The sequence below is a fragment of the Caulobacter segnis genome (genome assembly GCF_003243465.1).
Taxonomy (GTDB): Bacteria; Pseudomonadota; Alphaproteobacteria; order Caulobacterales; family Caulobacteraceae; genus Caulobacter; species Caulobacter segnis_A.
The window spans coordinates 17,516-35,405 of record NZ_QFQZ01000051.1; the positions used below are offsets into that span (position 1 = coordinate 17,516).

The 17,890-nt window shown below is 68.8% G+C and carries 17 protein-coding genes; 5 read left to right on the forward strand and 12 right to left on the reverse strand.

Annotated elements, in window-relative coordinates; genetic code table 11:
- Positions 1-91 precede the first annotated feature (91 nt).
- From DI526_RS15390 to DI526_RS15405, 4 genes are read right to left on the reverse strand one after another with little or no spacing between them, the layout of a single operon-like run.
- Positions 92-706, reverse strand: a complete 615-nt coding sequence (locus tag DI526_RS15390) for a lysophospholipid acyltransferase family protein (protein ID WP_304279712.1) — start codon at positions 704-706, stop codon at positions 92-94.
- A 38-nt stretch (positions 707-744) separates the two neighbouring features.
- Entirely contained in the window at positions 745-1,533 is a 789-nt protein-coding gene (gene trpC / locus DI526_RS15395; RefSeq protein WP_304279715.1) for an indole-3-glycerol phosphate synthase TrpC, read from the reverse strand.
- Entirely contained in the window at positions 1,530-2,555 is a 1,026-nt protein-coding gene (trpD, locus tag DI526_RS15400) for an anthranilate phosphoribosyltransferase (RefSeq protein ID WP_304279719.1), read from the reverse strand. The genes trpC and trpD overlap by 4 nt, the downstream gene beginning before the upstream one ends.
- 10 nt (positions 2,556-2,565) lie before the next feature.
- On the reverse strand, positions 2,566-3,162 hold the full coding sequence (locus DI526_RS15405; RefSeq protein WP_304279722.1) for an aminodeoxychorismate/anthranilate synthase component II: 597 nt from the start codon (positions 3,160-3,162) through the stop codon (positions 2,566-2,568).
- A gap of 115 nt (positions 3,163-3,277) precedes the next feature.
- Here DI526_RS15405 and DI526_RS15410 point away from each other — a divergent pair, with 115 nt between their 5' ends.
- Positions 3,278-3,487, forward strand: a complete 210-nt coding sequence (locus DI526_RS15410; protein WP_304279724.1) for a hypothetical protein — start codon at positions 3,278-3,280, stop codon at positions 3,485-3,487.
- 24 nt (positions 3,488-3,511) lie between these two features.
- On the opposite strand, the gene trpE is transcribed toward DI526_RS15410, so the two are convergent.
- Together trpE and DI526_RS15420 are read right to left on the reverse strand one after the other, a co-directional pair.
- Positions 3,512-5,047: an anthranilate synthase component I gene (gene trpE, locus DI526_RS15415; protein ID WP_304279727.1), complete on the reverse strand. Its 1,536-nt coding sequence runs from the start codon at positions 5,045-5,047 to the stop codon at positions 3,512-3,514.
- Positions 5,047-7,008, reverse strand: coding sequence for a peptidylprolyl isomerase (locus tag DI526_RS15420; protein ID WP_304279730.1), 1,962 nt, complete (start codon positions 7,006-7,008; stop codon positions 5,047-5,049). Before DI526_RS15420 ends, trpE begins: the two co-directional genes overlap by 1 nt.
- A gap of 139 nt (positions 7,009-7,147) precedes the next feature.
- Between DI526_RS15420 and tpiA the strand changes: the two genes are divergently transcribed.
- The gene (tpiA, locus tag DI526_RS15425) at positions 7,148-7,909 is read left to right on the forward strand and encodes a triose-phosphate isomerase (protein WP_304279732.1); all 762 of its coding nucleotides are present in this window, start codon (positions 7,148-7,150) and stop codon (positions 7,907-7,909) included.
- 140 nt (positions 7,910-8,049) lie between these two features.
- Positions 8,050-9,888 (forward strand): aspartate--tRNA ligase, encoded by a 1,839-nt coding sequence (gene aspS, locus DI526_RS15430; RefSeq protein ID WP_304279735.1) that lies wholly within the window; start codon positions 8,050-8,052, stop codon positions 9,886-9,888.
- Between the two features lie 84 nt (positions 9,889-9,972).
- On the opposite strand, the gene DI526_RS15435 is transcribed toward aspS, so the two are convergent.
- Together DI526_RS15435 and DI526_RS15440 are read right to left on the reverse strand one after the other, a co-directional pair.
- Positions 9,973-10,857 carry a pentapeptide repeat-containing protein gene (locus tag DI526_RS15435; RefSeq protein WP_304279738.1) on the reverse strand — a complete coding sequence of 295 codons (885 nt, stop codon included), beginning with the start codon at positions 10,855-10,857 and terminating at the stop codon, positions 9,973-9,975.
- 171 nt (positions 10,858-11,028) lie between these two features.
- Positions 11,029-13,764 carry a ribonucleotide reductase gene (locus DI526_RS15440; RefSeq protein WP_304279741.1) on the reverse strand — a complete coding sequence of 912 codons (2,736 nt, stop codon included), beginning with the start codon at positions 13,762-13,764 and terminating at the stop codon, positions 11,029-11,031.
- Between the two features lie 281 nt (positions 13,765-14,045).
- Between DI526_RS15440 and DI526_RS15445 the strand changes: the two genes are divergently transcribed.
- Both DI526_RS15445 and DI526_RS15450 read left to right on the forward strand, forming a co-directional pair.
- Positions 14,046-14,441, forward strand: a complete 396-nt coding sequence (locus DI526_RS15445) for an NADH:ubiquinone oxidoreductase subunit NDUFA12 (RefSeq protein ID WP_304279744.1) — start codon at positions 14,046-14,048, stop codon at positions 14,439-14,441.
- A gap of 5 nt (positions 14,442-14,446) precedes the next feature.
- A complete protein-coding gene (locus DI526_RS15450; protein ID WP_304279747.1) occupies positions 14,447-15,112 on the forward strand; it encodes a DUF2155 domain-containing protein in 666 nt (221 codons plus the stop codon).
- On the opposite strand, the gene aat is transcribed toward DI526_RS15450, so the two are convergent.
- The 4 genes from aat to DI526_RS15470 all read right to left on the reverse strand — a co-directional run.
- Positions 15,049-15,702: a leucyl/phenylalanyl-tRNA--protein transferase gene (gene aat, locus DI526_RS15455; protein ID WP_304279759.1), complete on the reverse strand. Its 654-nt coding sequence runs from the start codon at positions 15,700-15,702 to the stop codon at positions 15,049-15,051. The two genes, DI526_RS15450 and aat, sit on opposite strands and share 64 nt — an antisense overlap.
- Positions 15,703-15,714: 12 nt before the next feature.
- Positions 15,715-17,061, reverse strand: coding sequence for an acetyl-CoA carboxylase biotin carboxylase subunit (accC, locus tag DI526_RS15460; RefSeq protein WP_304279750.1), 1,347 nt, complete (start codon positions 17,059-17,061; stop codon positions 15,715-15,717).
- Between the two features lie 5 nt (positions 17,062-17,066).
- Positions 17,067-17,579, reverse strand: a complete 513-nt coding sequence (accB, locus tag DI526_RS15465; protein WP_304279752.1) for an acetyl-CoA carboxylase biotin carboxyl carrier protein — start codon at positions 17,577-17,579, stop codon at positions 17,067-17,069.
- 64 nt (positions 17,580-17,643) lie between these two features.
- Positions 17,644-17,890: type II 3-dehydroquinate dehydratase (locus tag DI526_RS15470; RefSeq protein WP_304279754.1), on the reverse strand; the 247-nt coding region annotated here is incomplete at its 5' end.

A 17,890-nucleotide genomic window follows, 5' to 3' on the forward strand; every position in this document is an offset into this window, starting at 1 on the left:
CGGAACAAACCGCAAACCTTGGAGATGTTCTCTAGGCGTTCTTCCTTAATGTCAAGTTGAGGCCGTTCCCGCTGTGTTCAGGCCAGGAAAATCAAGCCTTAAGGCGCCGCTCCGGCCGATCAGGAGTCGAATCAACCAGGTCTTCGAAGCGCGTCGCGAGTTCCGGGAACCTTGGCGTGCAGTGCTCGTAGAAGCTCATGATCTTGCGCATGTCGGCCTCGTAGTCGCCGGTCGGGTAGATGGCCGGACCTAGGCCCACGACCTTTCGCCGATAGTCCATCATGCCCAGCACCATCGGCACGCCGGCGCCCTTGGCGATGTGGTAGAAGCCGCTCTTCCACTGGCGGGCCTTGCCGCGCGTGCCCTCGGGCGCGATCGTCAGCATGAACGCGTCGCGGCGCGCGAACTCCTCGACCATGGCCTTGACCATGTCCTTGGAGCGTTCGCGGTCCAGCGGGATGCCGCCCAGGTCACGCATCATCTGGTCGAAGGGCGGCTTGAACAGCGAGGCCTTGCCGATGAAGCTGAGCTTCAGGTCCAGGGCGTCGGCCGCGCCCACGAAATAGACGAAGTCCCAGTTGCTGGTGTGCGGGGCTGCGATGATGACGAACTTCCGCGTCTGCGGCGGCGCGCCTTCGATACGCCAGCCTCGGAGCTTGAAATGGGCCGAGAGAGCCCACTTCACCACGCGGGCGAGCCAGTTCATGCGGTCTTGTCCAGGCCGAGCCGAGGTTGAGCTCAAGCTCAGCCTATCAGGGTTTGGGTCGCGGCCGTAACGTCAGCATGTCGCATCAGGCTTTCGCCGACCAGCATGGCCTTGGCGCCGGTCGCCTCCATTCGAACGACGTCGGCGTGGGTGAAGACGCCGCTCTCGGTCACGAGCAGAGCGTCTTTCGGAGCCTGATCGGACAGACGCTCGGTCACCGCCAGATCGACCACGAAGCTCTTAAGGTCGCGGTTGTTGATGCCGACGAGGTCCGAGCCCAGTGCGCCGGCGCGGGCCATCTCGGCCTCGTCATGGACCTCGACCAGGGCGTCCATGCCCAGGCGCCTGGCTTCCGACATCAGTTCGGCGGCGAGGACGTCGTCGATCATGGCCAGGATCACCAGGATCGCGTCGGCGCCCAGGGCGCGGCTTTCGGCCACCTGCCAGGGATCGACGAGGAAGTCCTTGCGGATGCAGGGCAGGGCGGTCGCCGCTCGGGCGGCCACGAGGTACTCGTCCGCGCCCTGGAAGCTCGGACCGTCGGTCAACACCGACAGACAGGCCGCGCCGCCCACCTCGTAGGCCTTGGCCAGGACCGGCGGATCGAAATCCTCGCGGATCAGGCCCTTGGACGGCGAGGCCTTCTTGATCTCGGCGATCAGCGAGAGCTTGCCCGGCGCGTGCTTGGCTTCCAGCGCCGCCTTGAAGCCGCGCGGCGCGGAGGCGGCCTTGGCGGCGGCGTCGACATCGGCTTGCGAGCGCGCGGCCTTGCGGCCGGCGACGGCCTCGCGCTTGTAAGCGGCGATCTTGGCCAGGATGTCGGTCACGCGTTTACTTCCGTATTGGTGGCGGCCACCAGGCCGTCCAGGGCGGCGCGAGCGCGGCCCTCGTCGATGACGTCGGCGGCCAGTTCGATGCCCTCGACCAGGGTCTCGACCTTGTCGGCGACCAGGAAGGCCGCGGCGGCGTTCAGCAGCACGATGTCGCGATAGGCGCCCTTCTCGCCGTCGAACAGGCGGGTCAGGGCGGCGGCGTTGAAGGCCGGATCGCCGCCGGTGATGTCCGATAGCGCGGCGCGGGGCAGGCCGACGGCCTCGGGCGTGATCGTGAACAGGTGCATCCGCCCGTCGCGCCACTCGGCGACTTCGGTCTCGCCCGTGGTCGTCAGCTCGTCGAGGCCAGAGCCATGCACCGACCAGGCCCGCTCGGCGCCCAGGGCTCCGAGGGCCTTGGCGATCGGCTCGACGAAGCGCGGCGCCGAGACGCCCACCACCTGACGCTTGGCGCCGGCGGGATTAGTCAACGGTCCCAGCAGGTTGAAGATCGTGCGGAAGCCCAGTTGCTGCCGGATCGGGGAGACGTGCCGCATGGCGCCGTGGTGGGCCTGGGCGAACAGGAAGCAGATGCCTGCCTCGTCTAGGGCGCGGCGCTGCTGCTCGCGCGTCGCGTCGATATTGACGCCAAGCGCGGTCAGTACGTCGGCGGTGCCGGACTTCGAGGTGATGGCGCGGTTGCCGTGCTTGGCGACCTTCAGCCCGCCGCCGGCGGCGACAAAGCCCACGGCCGTGGAAATGTTCAGGGTGTGAAGGCCATCGCCGCCGGTGCCGCAGACGTCGATGACTTCGTAGGGATGTTCCAGGTGAACGGCCGCGCGGCGCATGGCGCGGGCGCAGGCGGCGATCTCGCCCACGGTCTCGCCGCGCAGGCGCATGGCGGTCACCGCGGCGGCGACCTGGGCCGGCGTCGGCTCGCCGCGCAGGCAGGCGGCGAAGAAGACCTCGGCGTCCTCTTCGCCCAGGGTCTGGCCGTCGGCCAGCTTGGCCAGCAGGGGCTTGAAAGCGTCGGACATGGAAGCGGACCTAGACCCAGACCGCCGCGTCGCGCTTAACGCCCGCCAAGTCCATGAAGTTGGCCAGCATCTGGTGGCCCCCTTCGGTGGCGATCGATTCCGGGTGGAACTGGACGCCGAACACGGGGCGGGTCTTGTGCTGCACGCCCATGATCTCGCCGTCGTCGGTCCAGGCGGTGACTTCCAGCTCGGGCGGCAGGTCTTCCTTGCGAACGGCCAGGCTGTGGTAGCGGGTGGCGGTGAAGGGGTTGGGCAGGCCCTTGAAGATGCCCTTGTCGTTGTGGCGGACCTTGCTGACCTTGCCGTGCATGACCTGCTTGGCGCGGATCACCTCGCCGCCATAGGCCTGGCCGATGGCCTGGTGGCCCAGGCAGACGCCCAGGATCGGCAGGTCCTCCGGCGCGCCGCGTAGCAGCGGCAGGCAGATGCCGGCCTGGTCCGGCGCCTTGGGGCCGGGCGACAGCAGCACGGCGGCGGGCTTGAGGCCTAGGGCCTCCTGCACCGTCAGGGCGTCGTTGCGAAAGACCTCGGTCTCCGCGCCCAGCTCGTTCAGATAGTGGACGAGGTTGTAGGTGAAGCTGTCGTAGTTATCGATGACGAGGATCATGACGCCGCCTTTCGAAGTGCGGTTCTAGCCTGAGCGGGTGCAATGTGTAGCGCCAATTTCGCCTGCGGCTTTCAGTTACGGTTACAGCGGACGCGGCGTGGAGCATCATATGGGGATGGACCCGCGTGATTCCGCCCTGGACCCTGTCGCCGTCGCCTATGTCCGCGCTTTGCTGCGGCAGAAGACGCGCGCCCAGAAGCTGGGACCGGTCCTGGCCGCCGCGGCTTTCGCCGCGATCTGCGCGATCAGCTTCGCCACGGTGATGGTGCTGGCGCCGCCGGCGGTCACCCAGCACCTGCCGCAGGATCGGCTGGGCGGCCCGTAGGAGCGGATAATCTAGCCCTCAGGCTCAGCTGAATCGCCAGGCTTCCTCGGCCGCGCGTTTGAGGGCGCGGGACTTGTGCAGGGTCTCGTCGTATTCGCCGTCCGGATCGCTGTCGGCGACGATGCCGCCGCCGGCCTGGACGTACATCATGCCGTCCTTCACCAGCGCCGTGCGCAGCACGATGCAGGTGTCGACCGAGCCGTCGGCGCCGAAATAGCCGACCGCGCCGGCGTAGCCGATGCCGCGCTTTTCGACTTCCAGCTCGTCGATGATCTCCATGGCCCGCACCTTGGGCGCGCCCGACAGCGTGCCGGCGGGCAGGGCGGCCATCAGCACGTCGACCGGATCGACGCCTTCGGGCGCTGTGCCCTCGACGTTCGAGACGATGTGCATCACGTGGCTGTAGCGCTCGATCTTGAAGCTCTCGGTGACCCTGACGTTCGGGCCCTTCGGACGCTCCGCCGGCGCGTTGCGACCTTGGCGGTTCAGCATCGCCACGCGGCCGACGTCGTTGCGGCCCAGGTCCAGCAGCATCAGGTGCTCGGCCCGCTCCTTGGGATCGGCTAGCAGTTCGGCTTCCAGGGCCGCGTCCTGCTCGGGCGTCGCGCCGCGCGGGCGGGTGCCGGCGATCGGGCGGATGGTGATCTTGCCGTCGCGCAGGCGCACCAAAATCTCGGGGCTGGAGCCGACCAGACTGAAGCTGTCCAGGTTCAGGAAGAACAGGAACGGCGACGGATTGGTCCGGCGCAGCGAGCGATAGAGCGCGAACGGCGGCAGGTCGAAAGGCGCGCGGAAGCGGTGGCTGGCCACGACCTGGAAGATGTCGCCGGCGGCGATGTAGTCCTTCGCCTTGGCCACCACCTGGTGATAGTCGGCGCGGCTGACCGGCGTCGTGAACTCCATCGGACCGCGCGGCGCGCGCGGCGCGTCGTGGGCCAGAGGACGGTGCAGGTCGGCCATCACGGTCTCGATCCGCGACCGGGCCGCCTCGTAGGCTTCCTTGGCCGACACGCCGGGCTTGGGCCGCACGGCCGTGGTCAGGATGATCTCCTGGGCGATGGCGTCGAAGATCGCGACGATCTGCGGGCGGGTCATGATCCCGTCCGGCAGGCCCAGGGTGTCTTCGTTGATGTCGGGCAGGCGCTCGACCAAGCGCACGAGGTCGTAGCCCAGCGCGCCGAACACCCCGGCGGCCATCGGCGGGAGTCCCTTCGGCAGCTCCATGCGTGACCGAGCCACGAGATCGCGCAGGCTGTCCAGCGCGCCGCCCGCCTGCGGCGTATAGCGGCCGGCGGCGATGTCGTCGCCCTCGGCGATCTCGGCCTGGTCGCCGCGGCAGCGCCAGACGAGGTCCGGGTTCATGGTCACGATCGAGTAGCGACCGCGCCAGGCCCCGCCCTCGACGCTCTCGAACAGGAAGCTGTAGGGCCGCGTCTGGGCGATCTTCAGATAGGCCGAGACCGGCGTTTCCAGATCGTCGATCAGGCGCGTCCAGACAACCTGCTGCCGTCCGGAGTCATAGGCTTCCGAAAAGGCGTCGAAGGCGGGTTCCAGACTCATTACTCGGCTTTCTTTCCGGACTTGGCGGCTTCCGCCTTGGCCAGGGCGTCGGTGTCGACGCCGATGGCCTGGCGCGCCAGGGTCAGGTTGGTCTTGGTCTTCAGCTGGGTCTTGGCGGCGGCGCGCGAGGCCTCGCCCAGGTCGCGCATCAGGCCGTTGGCCGCCTGGGCCTGGGCGATGACCGCATAGCGGGCGACGTCATTGGTCGGCGCGGCGTGGATGGCCTCCACCTTGGCCACCACATAGGCCTCGCCCTGTTGGCCGGCGCGGGCGGTGAACACGGTGTTGGGCTTGGCGTCGAAGGCCGCGCCCAGGAAGGCCGCGCCCAGGCCCATATGCTGTTGCGCGTTCTGGCGCGACAGGCCTGGCACGCGCTGGATGTTCGACTGGGCCGACGCGGCGACGGCCTCCAGAGTCTCGCCCTTATTGACGCGGGCGGCCAGCTCGTCGGCCTTGGCCTTCAGGCGCTTGCCCATCTCCTGGCCCATCCAGACGGCGGTCAGCTGCGGCTTTATCTCGGCCAGGGGCGGGAGGGCGGCGGGTTCAACCTTCTCGACCTTGATCGCGTAGTACTCGCCCTTGCCCAGCTCGATCAGGTCGCTTTCGGCGCCCTGGGCCAGGCCGAAGGCGGTCTTGATCATGTCCGGCGTCAGGCCTGCGACGGGCTGGCCCATCTGGTCGGCGCCCTGAGCGGTGATCGGCGCGGTCGTCACGACCATGGCGCCGGCCTTGCTGGCGGCGGCGACGAGATCGGCGCCCGCGTCGTGCGCGTCCTGATAGGCCTGGGTCTGGTCATAGGCCTTGCTTTGAGCGGCCTGGGCGCGGACCTCGGCCTCGATCTGCGGACGGACGCTGGCGAGCGTGGCGACGACGCCCGGCGTCACCTTGGTGACCTTCACGACCGAGACGCCGAGCTCGCCATTGATCGGGCCGCTCACCTGGCCGGCGGCCAGGCCGAAGGCCGCGTCGGCGACCTTGCGGTCGGGCAGGGCGGACTTGGGCTTGTCGATCAGGGCGACCGGCGACTTGCCGTAGGCCTTGGCGACCGTGGCCGGGTCTTCGCCCTTGGCCAAGCGTTGCGAGATCGTGGCGGCCGTCTTGGCGTCCGGCGCAACGATCTGGATCAGCGAGCGCGTTTCCGGCTTGGCCAGGCTGTCCTTGCGGAAGTCGAAGGCCTTCTGGACGGCGGCGGGGTCGATGGCGACGGTCGGCTCAAGGGCCTTGGCGCTCACCCGCATGATCGACAGCACGCGGCGTTCCGGCCGGGTCAGCCGGTCGGCGTTCTCCTTCATGAACGCCGTCAACTGGGCGTCCGTCGGGGGCGCGGGCTTCTCGACCGAGGCCGGATTGACGGCGAAGGCGGCGACGTCGCGGCTCTCCAGGCCGTAGGCGGCCTGCAGGGCGGCGTAGATGCGCGGGGCCTTCAGGCCATCAGCGACCGCCGAGAAGAAGTGGCCTTGGGCGATATCGTCACGCAGCGAAGCCTCGTAGGCCTGGGGCGTGAGGTTGTTCTGGGCCAGCAGGGCCGCGTACAGCTTCGGATCGAACTTGCCGGTGATCGGGTCGAACGGACGCTGCCCGGGCGCGAGCTGGCTCATCTGCTCGTGAACCGTCTTGGCGATCAGCTTGTCCGACGGGACCACGCCCATCTTGGCGATCACGGCGGCCATCGATTCCTGCAGCGCCAGTTCCTGGACGATCTGCTTGTCGACGCCGCGCTCGACGGCCTGGTCCGGCGTCAGCGGCTCGCCGTTGCGGCGTTCAATTTCCTTGCGGAAATTGTCGAAGCGCAGCTTGAAGTCCTGGGCCGACATTTCGCGCGAGCCGGCGTCGATCACGCCCGAGCCGCGCGGCCCCTTGAACACGTCGCTGATGCCGAAGATGGCGAAGCTGACGATCAGCAGGCCAAACAGCAGCACCGCGAACGGCGATTTGGCGAAGGAGCGGAAACCGGCGAGCATCAGGGTGTAAACCTTCCAGGCGGACTGCCAAAGCAACGAGCAAGGCGGTCGAGAGCAGCGGGTATAGTAGAGCCGCGGGCGCGTGGGCAAGCGGCGCGGGCTTGACTTCCCAAGGGAGGGTGTCCCCAAAAAGGCGCTCATGACCCAATCAAGCACGACGCCCCGGCCGTTGATCGCCGGAAACTGGAAAATGAACGGCCTGTCGGTCGCCCTGGACGAGGCCCGCGCCGTTGCGGCGGCGCTGGACGAGCGTCCCGCCGCCGCCCGCGTGGCGATCTTCCCCCCCGCAACGTTGCTGCATCGTCTGGCCGACGTCCTGGCCGGCTCGGTCGTGCTGGTTGGCGGGCAGGACTGCCACGCCAAGACCAGCGGCGCCCACACCGGCGACATCTCGGCTGAGATGATCGGCGACGCGAACGGGACCATGGTCATCGTCGGCCACTCCGAGCGGCGCACCGACCACGGCGAAACCTGCCAGCACGTGGCGGCCAAGGTCGAGGCGGCCCTGGTCGCAGGGCTCGAGCCGATCATCTGCGTCGGCGAAAGCCTCGAGCAGCGGCAGGCGGGCGAAGCCGTAAGCTTCGTCATCGGTCAGCTGCACAATTCCCTGCCGGCCAGCCTGAAAGGACAGGCCTTCAGTGTCGCCTACGAGCCGATCTGGGCGATCGGCACCGGGCACGTCGCGTCGGTCGACAACATCATCGAGATGCACGCGGCTATCCGCGCCGAGCTGATCTCGCTGTTCGGCGAGCAAGGCGGCGGCGTTCCGATCCTGTACGGCGGCTCGGTGAAGCCGGACAACGCCGCCGAGATCCTGGCCGCGCCGGAGGTGGGCGGGGCCTTGGTCGGCGGCGCCTCGCTGAAGGCCAAGGATTTCCTCGCGATCATCGAGGCCGCCTGACGGCGAGCACGCGAGCGGCCGAGTGGGATGAGTCGCCTCCACGGCGTGGCTCGTCCCGCCGTCGGGCCAGAATCCTTGACATCGCGGCGCCCACGTGCGCCTTACCGCGCCTTGCAAATCACCGCGTATTCAAGACTTTCATGACCTCGATGCACGCCTATCGCACCCATAACTGCGGCGCTCTGCGCGCTTCCGACACCGGCGCGGCCGTGCGTCTGTCGGGCTGGATCCACCGCAAGCGCGACCACGGCGGTCTGGTCTTCATCGACCTGCGCGACCACTACGGTCTGACCCAGCTGGTCCTGCACCCGGAAACCCCGGGCTTCAACGTGGTCGAGCGCCTGCGCGCCGAAAGCGTGATCCGCGTCGACGGCGAGGTCATCGCCCGCGACGCCAGCGTGGTGAACCCGAACCTCCCGACCGGCGAGATCGAGATCCGCGTCTCGGCCGTCGAGGTGCTGTCCGAGGCCGCCGAGCTGCCGCTGCCGGTCTTCGGCGAGCCGGACTATCCGGAAGAGATCCGCCTCAAGCACCGCTATCTCGATCTGCGTCGCGAGACGCTGCATAAGAACATCGTCCTGCGCTCGCGCGTGATCCAGTCGATCCGCAACCACATGTTCGCCCAGGGCTTCAACGAGTTCCAGACGCCGATCCTGACGGCCAGCTCGCCGGAAGGCGCGCGCGACTTCCTGGTGCCCTCGCGCCTGCATCCTGAGAAGTTCTACGCGCTGCCGCAGGCGCCCCAGCAATTCAAGCAGCTGCTGATGGTCTCGGGCTTCGACCGCTATTTCCAGATCGCCCCGTGCTTCCGTGACGAGGACCTGCGCGCCGACCGCAGCCTCGAATTCTACCAGCTCGACGTCGAGATGAGCTTCGTCACCCAGGAAGACGTCTTCGCGGCCATCGAGCCGGTGATGCACGGCGTCTTCGAGGAGTTCGGCAACGGCCGCCGCGTCTCGCCGATCAGCGAGACCCACACCTTCACCAACGACTTCGGCGCGACGTTCGAGCACAAGGGCTTCGAGCGTCTGACCTACGCCCAGTCGATGGCCTGGTACGGCAGCGACAAGCCGGACCTGCGCAACCCGATCAAGATGCAGAACGTCTCGGAGCACTTCCGTGACGGCGGCTTTGGCCTGTTCGCCAAGATCCTGGCCGCTGACGCCAAGAACCAGATCTGGGCGATCCCGGCCCCGACGGGTGGCAGCCGCGCCTTCTGCGACCGCATGAACAGCTGGGCTCAGGGCGAAGGCCAGCCCGGTCTTGGCTATGTGTTCTGGTCGGAAGACCAGGGCGGCTGGGGCGGCCCGATCGCCAAGAACCTGGGCGAGCCGACCCAGGCCCTGATGGAGTCGCTGGGCCTCGGCGCCGGCGACGCCGCCTTCTTCGTGGCTGGCGACCCGGCCGTGTTCGCCAAGTTCGCGGGTCTGGCCCGTACGCGGGTCGGCACGGAGCTGAAGCTGGTCGACGAGAACCAGTTCAAGTTCTGCTGGATCGTCGACTTCCCGATGTTCGAGTGGAACGAGGACGAGAAGAAGGTCGACTTCTCCCACAACCCGTTCTCGATGCCGCAGGGCGGTCTGGAGGCCCTGGAGAACCAGGATCCGCTGACCATCCGCGCCTACCAGTACGACATCGTCTGCAACGGCTACGAGCTGTGCTCGGGCGCGATCCGGAACCACAAGCCCGAGATCATGCTCAAGGCCTTCGAGATCGCCGGCTACGGTCCGGAAGTGGTCGAGGAGCAGTTCGGCGGCATGCTGAACGCCTTCCGCTACGGCGCGCCGCCGCACGGTGGTCTGGCCCCCGGCATCGACCGCATCGTCATGCTGCTGGCCGACCAGGTCGCCATCCGCGAGGTCATCGCCTTCCCGCTGAACCAGCAGGGCCAGGACCTGCTGATGAACGCCCCGGCCAATGTGCTCGATAAGCAGCTGAAGGAGCTGCACATCCGCACCGCGCCCCCGATCAAGGTATAGGACCGGCGGTCGCCGCAAAAGAAAAGCCCTCCGGTCTTGCGATCGGAGGGCTTTTTCTTGGCCTGAGGCTTGCGCCTCCGCCGATCACCACTTCGGCGGTTTCGGCGGCTTGGGCGGGGCGGGGGGCGCCGGCGGGGCGGGTGGCGTCTTGGGCATCTCCCGCCACAGCATGAACGACTGGGCGCCGCGAATGCCGCTGCAGGGGCGCACCGACAAGCCAGACGGCAAGCGGGTGCCGCCGTCGCCGCAAGCCTCGTCCAGCTGATCCTGGTCCAGGCCCCTGGCGCTGGAGAGATCCGCGCCGCTCAGCACCACCAGGGACAGGTCGGCGTTATGGAAGTCCGCCCCGGCGAAGACCGCGCCGCGCAGGTTCGACCCGGTCAGGTCCGCGTTGCGGAAATTGGCGCCTTCGAAACGGCCGCCCTGGAAATTGGCGTGATTGATGTCGGCGTTGGAGAAGTCGGCGTCTCGCGCGTTGACGCCGGACAGGTTCGCCGCGATCAGCTCGACGCTCGAGAAGCGCGCCTTGAGCAGGTTGGCGCCAATCATCTGGACGCCATGCAGCTCGGCCGACGACAGGTCGACGCGAATGAGCACCGCCTGCTGGAAGTTGGCCCCGCTGCTCTCCACGCCCGACATGCGCGCATCGGTGAAGTTGGCGTTGTTGAAGTTGGCGCCGCGCATCTCGGCGCCCCGCAGGTCGGCGCGGCTGAGATCGGCGGACCCGAAATTGCTGCCGTAGAACATCGCGCCGCGCAGGTCGGCGCCGATCAGGACGGACTTCGAGAAATTGGCGCCGGCGAACTTGGCGTTCATCAGCTTGCGGCCGGCCAGATCGCAGTTGGCGCAGGTCCCGCCGAACGACGTAAGCTTGGCGACGTCGCGATCTTCCGTCGCCGCATGAGCTTGGCCGGCCAGCGCCAGCAGGCTCAACGACAAGGCGGCGATGGGAGCGCCAAGGCGGATCATGAAATTCTCCGTGCAGTCGATACCGAGACCGTGCGTGTTACGGTTTGGACCCGACCAGGGCTAGAAGCCACTTAAATCGCGGTAATGACGGGGATTTAACCGCCGCGCGAACTCGCGCGCGGCGCTTAGGTCAGCGGCTGTGGCTGTCTTCCTGACCGCGATCGGCGTCGATCAGGACGAGGCCATCGGGCCAGGCCGGTCGGACTGCGCCCCGCAGGTGTCGCACACCGTCATCGCGCCGCGGCGGACCAGCGAGAGATCGCCGCACGAGGGGCACATCTCGCCCTCGACCCCGGGGCGCGCGGCCCCTTCCACGCGGCGTCGGCCGAACGCGGCGAACACCAGGTTGTCCGGCGTGGCCCCGCGCGAGAAGCCCTTAGAGATGAAACGGCTGGCGGGCACGGGATCCAGCTCGCCATCCTCGTCGGCGTCGACCAGGCGCTTGCCGGCCCCAAGGCCGTCGGCGTTGAACTCGCTGGGGTCGGCGTTGGCTAGGTCGTCGCGACCCAGATACGACACGCCCAGCTCGCGGAACACATAGTCCAGGATCGAGGTCGCCGACTTGATCGAGTCGTTGCCCGTCACCGGGCCGGCGGGCTCGAACTTGGTGTAGACGAAGGCGTCGACGAATTCGTCCAGCGGCACGCCGTGCTGCAGGCCCAGAGACACCGCGATCGCGAAGTTGTTCATCAGGCTGCGGAAGGCCGCGCCTTCCTTGTGCATGTCGATGAACAGCTCGCCCAACTCGCCGTCCTCGTACTCGCCGGTGTGCAGATAGACCTTGTGGCCGCCGACGGCCGCCTTCTGGATGTAGCCCTTGCGGCGGTCGGGGAGGCGGCGGCGCGAGCGGTCGCGCTCGACGATCTTCTCGACCACGCGCTCGGTGACGACCGGTTCGCGCGCCATCTGTTCGCGAAGGGGCGTGGCGCGCGGCGCTTCGGCGGCGGGCTCCTCGGGCAGCTCCAGCTTGAAGGTCGGCGGCGGCGCGGCGCGGCGCAGGCGAAGCGCTCGGACCCCGGCCCGCGCGGCGGCGGCCTGCGTCCGGACGGCGTCGACAGGACGGGCGTCGAAGGGGATCGGCAGGGTGACGGTCGTGGGCAAGCAGGCGAAGCCTTCCACGGCCGCCAGGATCGCCAGCCGTTCGGCGGCGGTCGGCGCCTCGATCGAGCGGAAGGCTTCGCGAAGTTCCGGATTCAGCGCCGCGCAGTCGCCCAGGCTTCGGGCGCCTAGCGCGTGGCGCTCGGCGGCCTCGATCTCGTCTTCGGAGAAGTCCGCGAAGGCCAGGGTGTCGAAGTCGCGACGAGCCACGTCCTCGGCCGAAGCGCCCAGCACGTCGCGCAGGAACCCCGCGCCGACGACGGCGGGGGCGAAGGCCGCGCGCAGGTCGCGGCATTCCCGCAGGGCGTTCTCGGCTTTCTCGATCTCGTGGGCGGTGAAGCCGCGCGCCTGGAGCACCAGGTGGTCTATGGCCGGGCTTTCGGCCAGGCTGCCGTGGCCCAGGGCGTGCACGCGGGCGGCGTCCAGATCAGCGCCTTCGGTCGACAGGGCTTCCATGGCGGCGGGGCTGAAGGTCGGCAGCAGCAAGCTATCGGCGGTCTGCGCCACCGAGACGGGCGTCATGGCGCCGGCCGGCCCGACGGGCGCGCCCCCGAGGCGCAGCGTGGCCTCGGCGTCCTCGAACGGCCCAACCAGGGCGATGGAGCGCAGGCCGTGCTTCTTGGCCAGGCCGTGCGCCGTCGCCAGGGACGCGGCGGCTTCAGTGGCGAGATCGGATCGCAGGGCCGCGGCGCGGACCCGGCGCTCGGCGAGGGTCTTGAGCACGCCCTGGCGGTCTTGCGCATAGGCGGGCGACTGGCCGAGCGCCGAGGCGGCCTCGGCGCTGGCGGACAGCGCCGCGCCGACGGCCAGCGCCCAGAGCGCAGCGGCGGCGTCGCGTCCCTCGGGGCTGGTCTGCGCCCACCCTTGGCTCAGCAAGCAGTCGCCGACTCCCGCCAGCGACAGGCGGGCTTGCTGGTCGCCACGATCCAGCTCCAGCGCCGTGCCCCACAGGTGGCAGGTCTCGGTAAAGCGCTCGACGTCGAAGCCGTCGTCGTCGAGGAAGGCGCTGGCGTCGATCGCGGCGCTGACGGCGACGCCCTGCGCCAGGATATCGGCGTCCTGCGGCGAGAAGGCGAGGGTCAGGGCCCCCGTCTCCCACGCGACATGGGCCGCCAGCGCCGCGCCTTCGTCGCCGGCGGCGACGCCCTGGCGCGAGGCGGAGGCGACCATGTCCTGCTCGGCGAGCGCCGCCGGCGGCGCCAGCGGCTCGCGCGGCGCATCGGCTGTCGCGATGGCTTCCAGGATCGTGCGATCGTCCGCGCCCAGCTCGCGCGCCTTGCGCGCCGCGCGGGCGAGGGCGGGGTTCTTGCGCACGTCGGCGCAGGCGCGCGCGTCACCCTGGCAGCGGCGAACCGCGTCGGTCACCTGGGCCAGGGCGGCGTCTAGCCGGCCGGCGGCCTGGGCCGCCAGGGCGGTGGCGCGGCGGCGGGCCAGGCTGTCGCGCGCCAGGCTTTCGAACTCGATCTCGCCCACATCGGGCAGCAGCGCCTGGCCAGGCTGGCCGCCGGCCGGCGTCGCATAGCCGCCGAGCATCGTGGCCAGCAGGGCGTCCTTGAAGGCCGCGGCGTCGGCCTTGTCGCCGAACAGCCCCCGGCTCAGACCGATCTTGGCCACGCGTTCGGCGTAGCGGGCCGGACCGCCGCCCAGCGGCGCCTTGGGCTCGATCGTCCCCGCCCAGTCGAGCCAGGCCTCGACGCGCGCATCGGTCCAGGCGCTCGGGGCGGCGACCACAATGATGCTGTCGGCGCGCTCGAGGTCGCGCCATTCCATCACGGGAACCGTTCCGGCGGCTTTGGCGGGCGTGCGCATGGGACGTTTCCTGGTTCCGTCTGCCAGCTTAGAAGCTTACCAAATCCCTAATGCGTGATTCTCCGCAGTCGGGATGCGCGTAAGGTCGCACCCACGCTAGAGCCTCAAACGATTGCCCTCAATAGATGTTGAGGGTCGTAGGCCTCTAATCCACAAGATGTTGAAGTTCGTTGATGCGCCCCCCCGCTGGACGCTGACGACCCAGGGCCCTATAGTCGCGCCGCTTCGCCGCGCTGGCCGCGGCCTGTCTTGAGCCCTCTTAAGTTTCGGGTGCGAACCTAGTGCTGAAAGCGATCTTCACCTGGTGGAACGGCGCGACCCTGGGTCAGCGTTTCCACATCGGCCGCCGCGGCGTCTTCGTGGGCCAGGACGAGCAGGGCAACCGCTATTTCGAAGCGCGCGACAACAGCGACAGCTACGATCAGCGCAAGCGCCGCTGGGTGATCTACAACGGTTACGCCGAAGCCTCGAAGGTTCCGCCCGAATGGAGCGGCTGGCTGCACTACACGTTCGACGAGCCGCCGACCCAAGCGCCGCTGAAGCGTCGCGAGTGGGAGAAGGATCACCTACCGAACCTGACCGGCACCGTTCACGCCTGGCGTCCGAAGGGGTCCCTGACCCGTGGCGGCGAGCGCGCGGCCGCCACCAGCGACTACCAAGCCTGGTCGCCGGAATAGGACGGATGTCCCGCCGGACGTCGTGGATCGCCGCCGCCGCGGTGCTGGCCGCATTGGCCGGAACCGGCGCGGCGCTGGCGCGTCAGGCCGTTCCCCAAGCCGCCCAGGCTCCTCAGGCGCCGCCGCCGGCTCCGGCGGCGAGGCCGGCTGCGGCTCCCGCGCCCGAGCTGCGCCCGTCGCAGCCTGCGCAAGTCCCGCCCACCGCTCCGGCGCCCGCGTCGCAGGCCGTCGCGCCCTCCGCCGCGCCGGCGGTCGCCGACACGCAGGCCAAGCCCCCGCCGCCGGCCGAGCCGGTCAAGCCGCCGGAGCCGGCCAAACGCCAGCGCTATGCGGTCGCCATCATGCAGGCGCTGGACAAGGTCACGACCGAGACCATGCGCTTCGAGGTCCCGGTCGGGCAGCCGATCCGCTATAAGACGCTGATCTTCACCGTCCGCGCCTGCGAGACCGCCGCCTCCGACGAGGTCGCGCCCGAGACGACGGCCTATGTCATCGTCGACACCCAGCCCAAGGCCCAGGCCGGTCGCCCCGCGCCCGCCGGACGCCAGATCTACAAGGGTTGGATGTACGCCAGCTCGCCGGGCCTGAACCCGCTGCAGCATCCGGTCTATGACGCGTGGCTGATCGCCTGCAAGCAGTCGATCCCGGTCGCGCCGCCGGCCAAGCCGTAAAAGTCGCCCTGCGTGGCCAGGGCCTTGGCCAGGCGCTTGCGATAGTCGGCGCGGCTGATCTCGATCGTTCCGAACTGCGTTAGGTGTTCCGTCAGGAACTGGGTGTCCAGAAGCTGGTAGCCGCCAGCGATCAGCCGCGCGACCAGATGCACCAGCGCGACCTTGCTGGCGTCGCGCGCCGTCGAGAACATGCTTTCGCCGAAGAAGGCGCCGCCCAGCGATACGCCGTAGAGCCCCCCGACCAACTCACCCTCCCGCCAGGTCTCGACGCTATGCGCCAAGCCTCGGGCGTAGAGCTGCCCATAGAGCCGTTGAATGGGGTGGTTGATCCAGGTGTCGACACGCCCGGGCCGAGAGGCCGCGCAGCCCTCGATCACCGCGTCGAAAGCCGTGTCGATCCGGACCTCGTACGGACCATTGCGGACCGTGCGGGCGAGGCGCTTGGGGATATGAAAGGATCCGAGCGGCAGGACGCCCCGCCGCTCGGGATCGATCAGGAAAAGGCTTTCGTCCTCGCGGGCGTCGGCCATGGGGAAGACGCCACGCGCGTAGCAGGCGATCAGGTCGTCGACCGTGAAGGCGTCTTCCATCGCCATTCGGCCTTAGGCCTCCTGGGATTTGATCCAGCGCTCCAGCCAGTGGATGTCGTAGTCCCCGGCCAGGATGTCGGGCTGCACCAGGAGGTCCTGGAACAGCGGGATCGTGGTCTCGACGCCGCCGACGACCATTTCGGCCAGGCAGCGCTTCAGACGCGCGATGCACTCGGCGCGGTCGCGGCCGTGCACGATCAGCTTGCCGATCAGGCTGTCGTAGTAGGGCGGGATCGCGTAGCCGGTGTAGATCGCCGAATCCAGGCGAACGCCCAGGCCGCCCGGGGCGTGGAAGTCGGTGATGGTGCCCGGCGAGGGCGTGAAGGTCCGCGCGTTCTCGGCATTGATCCGGCACTCGATGGCGTGTCCTTCGAAGACGACGTCTTCCTGGGTGAACGACAGCGGCAGGCCGGCGGCGATGCGGATCTGCTCGCGGACCAGGTCGATGCCGGTGATGGCTTCGGTGACCGGGTGCTCGACCTGCAGGCGGGTGTTCATCTCGATGAAGAAGAACTCGTCGTTTTCCCACAGGAACTCGATCGTCCCGACGCCCAGATAGCCGATGGCCTTGACCGCATCGACGACGATCTTGCCGATCTTGGCGCGACCTTCGGCCGAGAGGGCCGGCGAGGGGGCTTCTTCCAGCACCTTCTGGTGGCGGCGCTGCAGCGAGCAGTCGCGCTCGCCCAGGTGCACCACGTTGCCATGGCTGTCGGCGATGACCTGCAACTCGATGTGGCGCGGCTTTTGGAGGTAGCGCTCCATGTAGACCGTGTCGTCGCCGAAGGCGGCGCGGGCCTCGGCGCGGGCGGTCGAGACCGCCTCGGCCAGGTCTTCACGGGTCTGGGCGACCTTCATGCCGCGACCGCCGCCGCCGGCGGCGGCCTTGATCAGCACGGGGAAGCCGATCTTCTCGGCGGCCTCGAAGGCCTCTTCCTCGGTCGAGACGCCGCCGTCCGAGCCGGGAACGACCGGGATGCCGGCGTCCTTCACGGCCTGCTTGGCGGTGATCTTGTCGCCCATCATCCGGATGTGCTCGGGCTTCGGGCCGATGAAGGTGAAGCCGTGCGCGCCGATGATCTCGGCGAAGCGGGCGTTCTCGGACAGGAAGCCATAGCCCGGGTGGATCGCCTGGGCGCCGGTGATCTCGGCGGCCGCGATGATCGACGGGATGTTCAGGTAGCTCTTGGCGGCGGGCGCCGGCCCGATGCAGACGCTTTCGTCGGCCAGGCGTACCCACATGGAGTTGCGGTCGGCCTCGGAGTGCACCGCCACGGTGGCGATGCCCATTTCCTTACAGGCGCGGTGAACCCGGAGCGCGATCTCGCCCCGGTTCGCGATGAGGATCTTGTCGAACATCAGCGTTACTCGATGACGACGAGCGGCTCGCCGAACTCGACCGGCTGGGCGTCGGCGACCAGGATCTCGACGATCTTGCCGGCCTTGGGCGCGGCGATCGGGTTCATGGTCTTCATGGCTTCGACGATCAGCAGGGTCTGGCCGGCCGAGACGGTGTCGCCGACCTTCACGAAGGCGTCGGCGCCCGGTTGCGGCGACAGATAGGCGGTGCCGACCATCGGCGACTTTACGGCGTCGCCGCGCGCGGCGGCGGGGGCCGGAGCGGCTTCAGCAGCCGGAGCGGCGGCGGCCGCAGCCGGGGCGGCGGCGGGCGCCGGGGCGTAGGCCGGAGCCGCGGCCTGGACGTAGTTGACGGGCGCGGCGGTCAGTTCGCGCGCCACGCGGATCTTCAGGCCGGCGTGCTCGACCTCGATCTCCGAGAGGCCCGTGTCCTTCAGGATGTCCGCGATCTTGCGGACCAGACGGGCGTCGATGGCCGGAGCTTCGACCGGATCGGCGGGGGCCTTGGGGTTCGACATGGAAGCTTACCTTGTTGTTCTGATACGCCGCGCGCCGCGGAAAAGCGCTGGGGCGAGGTTCTCGTTAAACGCCGATCAGGCCGAAGGCGGCCTCGATCGCCAATTCATAGCTGGCCGCGCCGAACCCGGAGACGATCCCCGTAGCCGCCAGCGACACATAGGTGTGACGGCGGAAGTCTTCTCTCGCCGCCGGGTTGGACAGATGGCACTCGATCACCGGGATGCTCAAGGTCTTGAGCGCGTCCAGCAGCGCGATCGAGGTATGGCCGTAGCCAGCCGGATTGAGAATGAGCGCCGAGGCCGACACACGC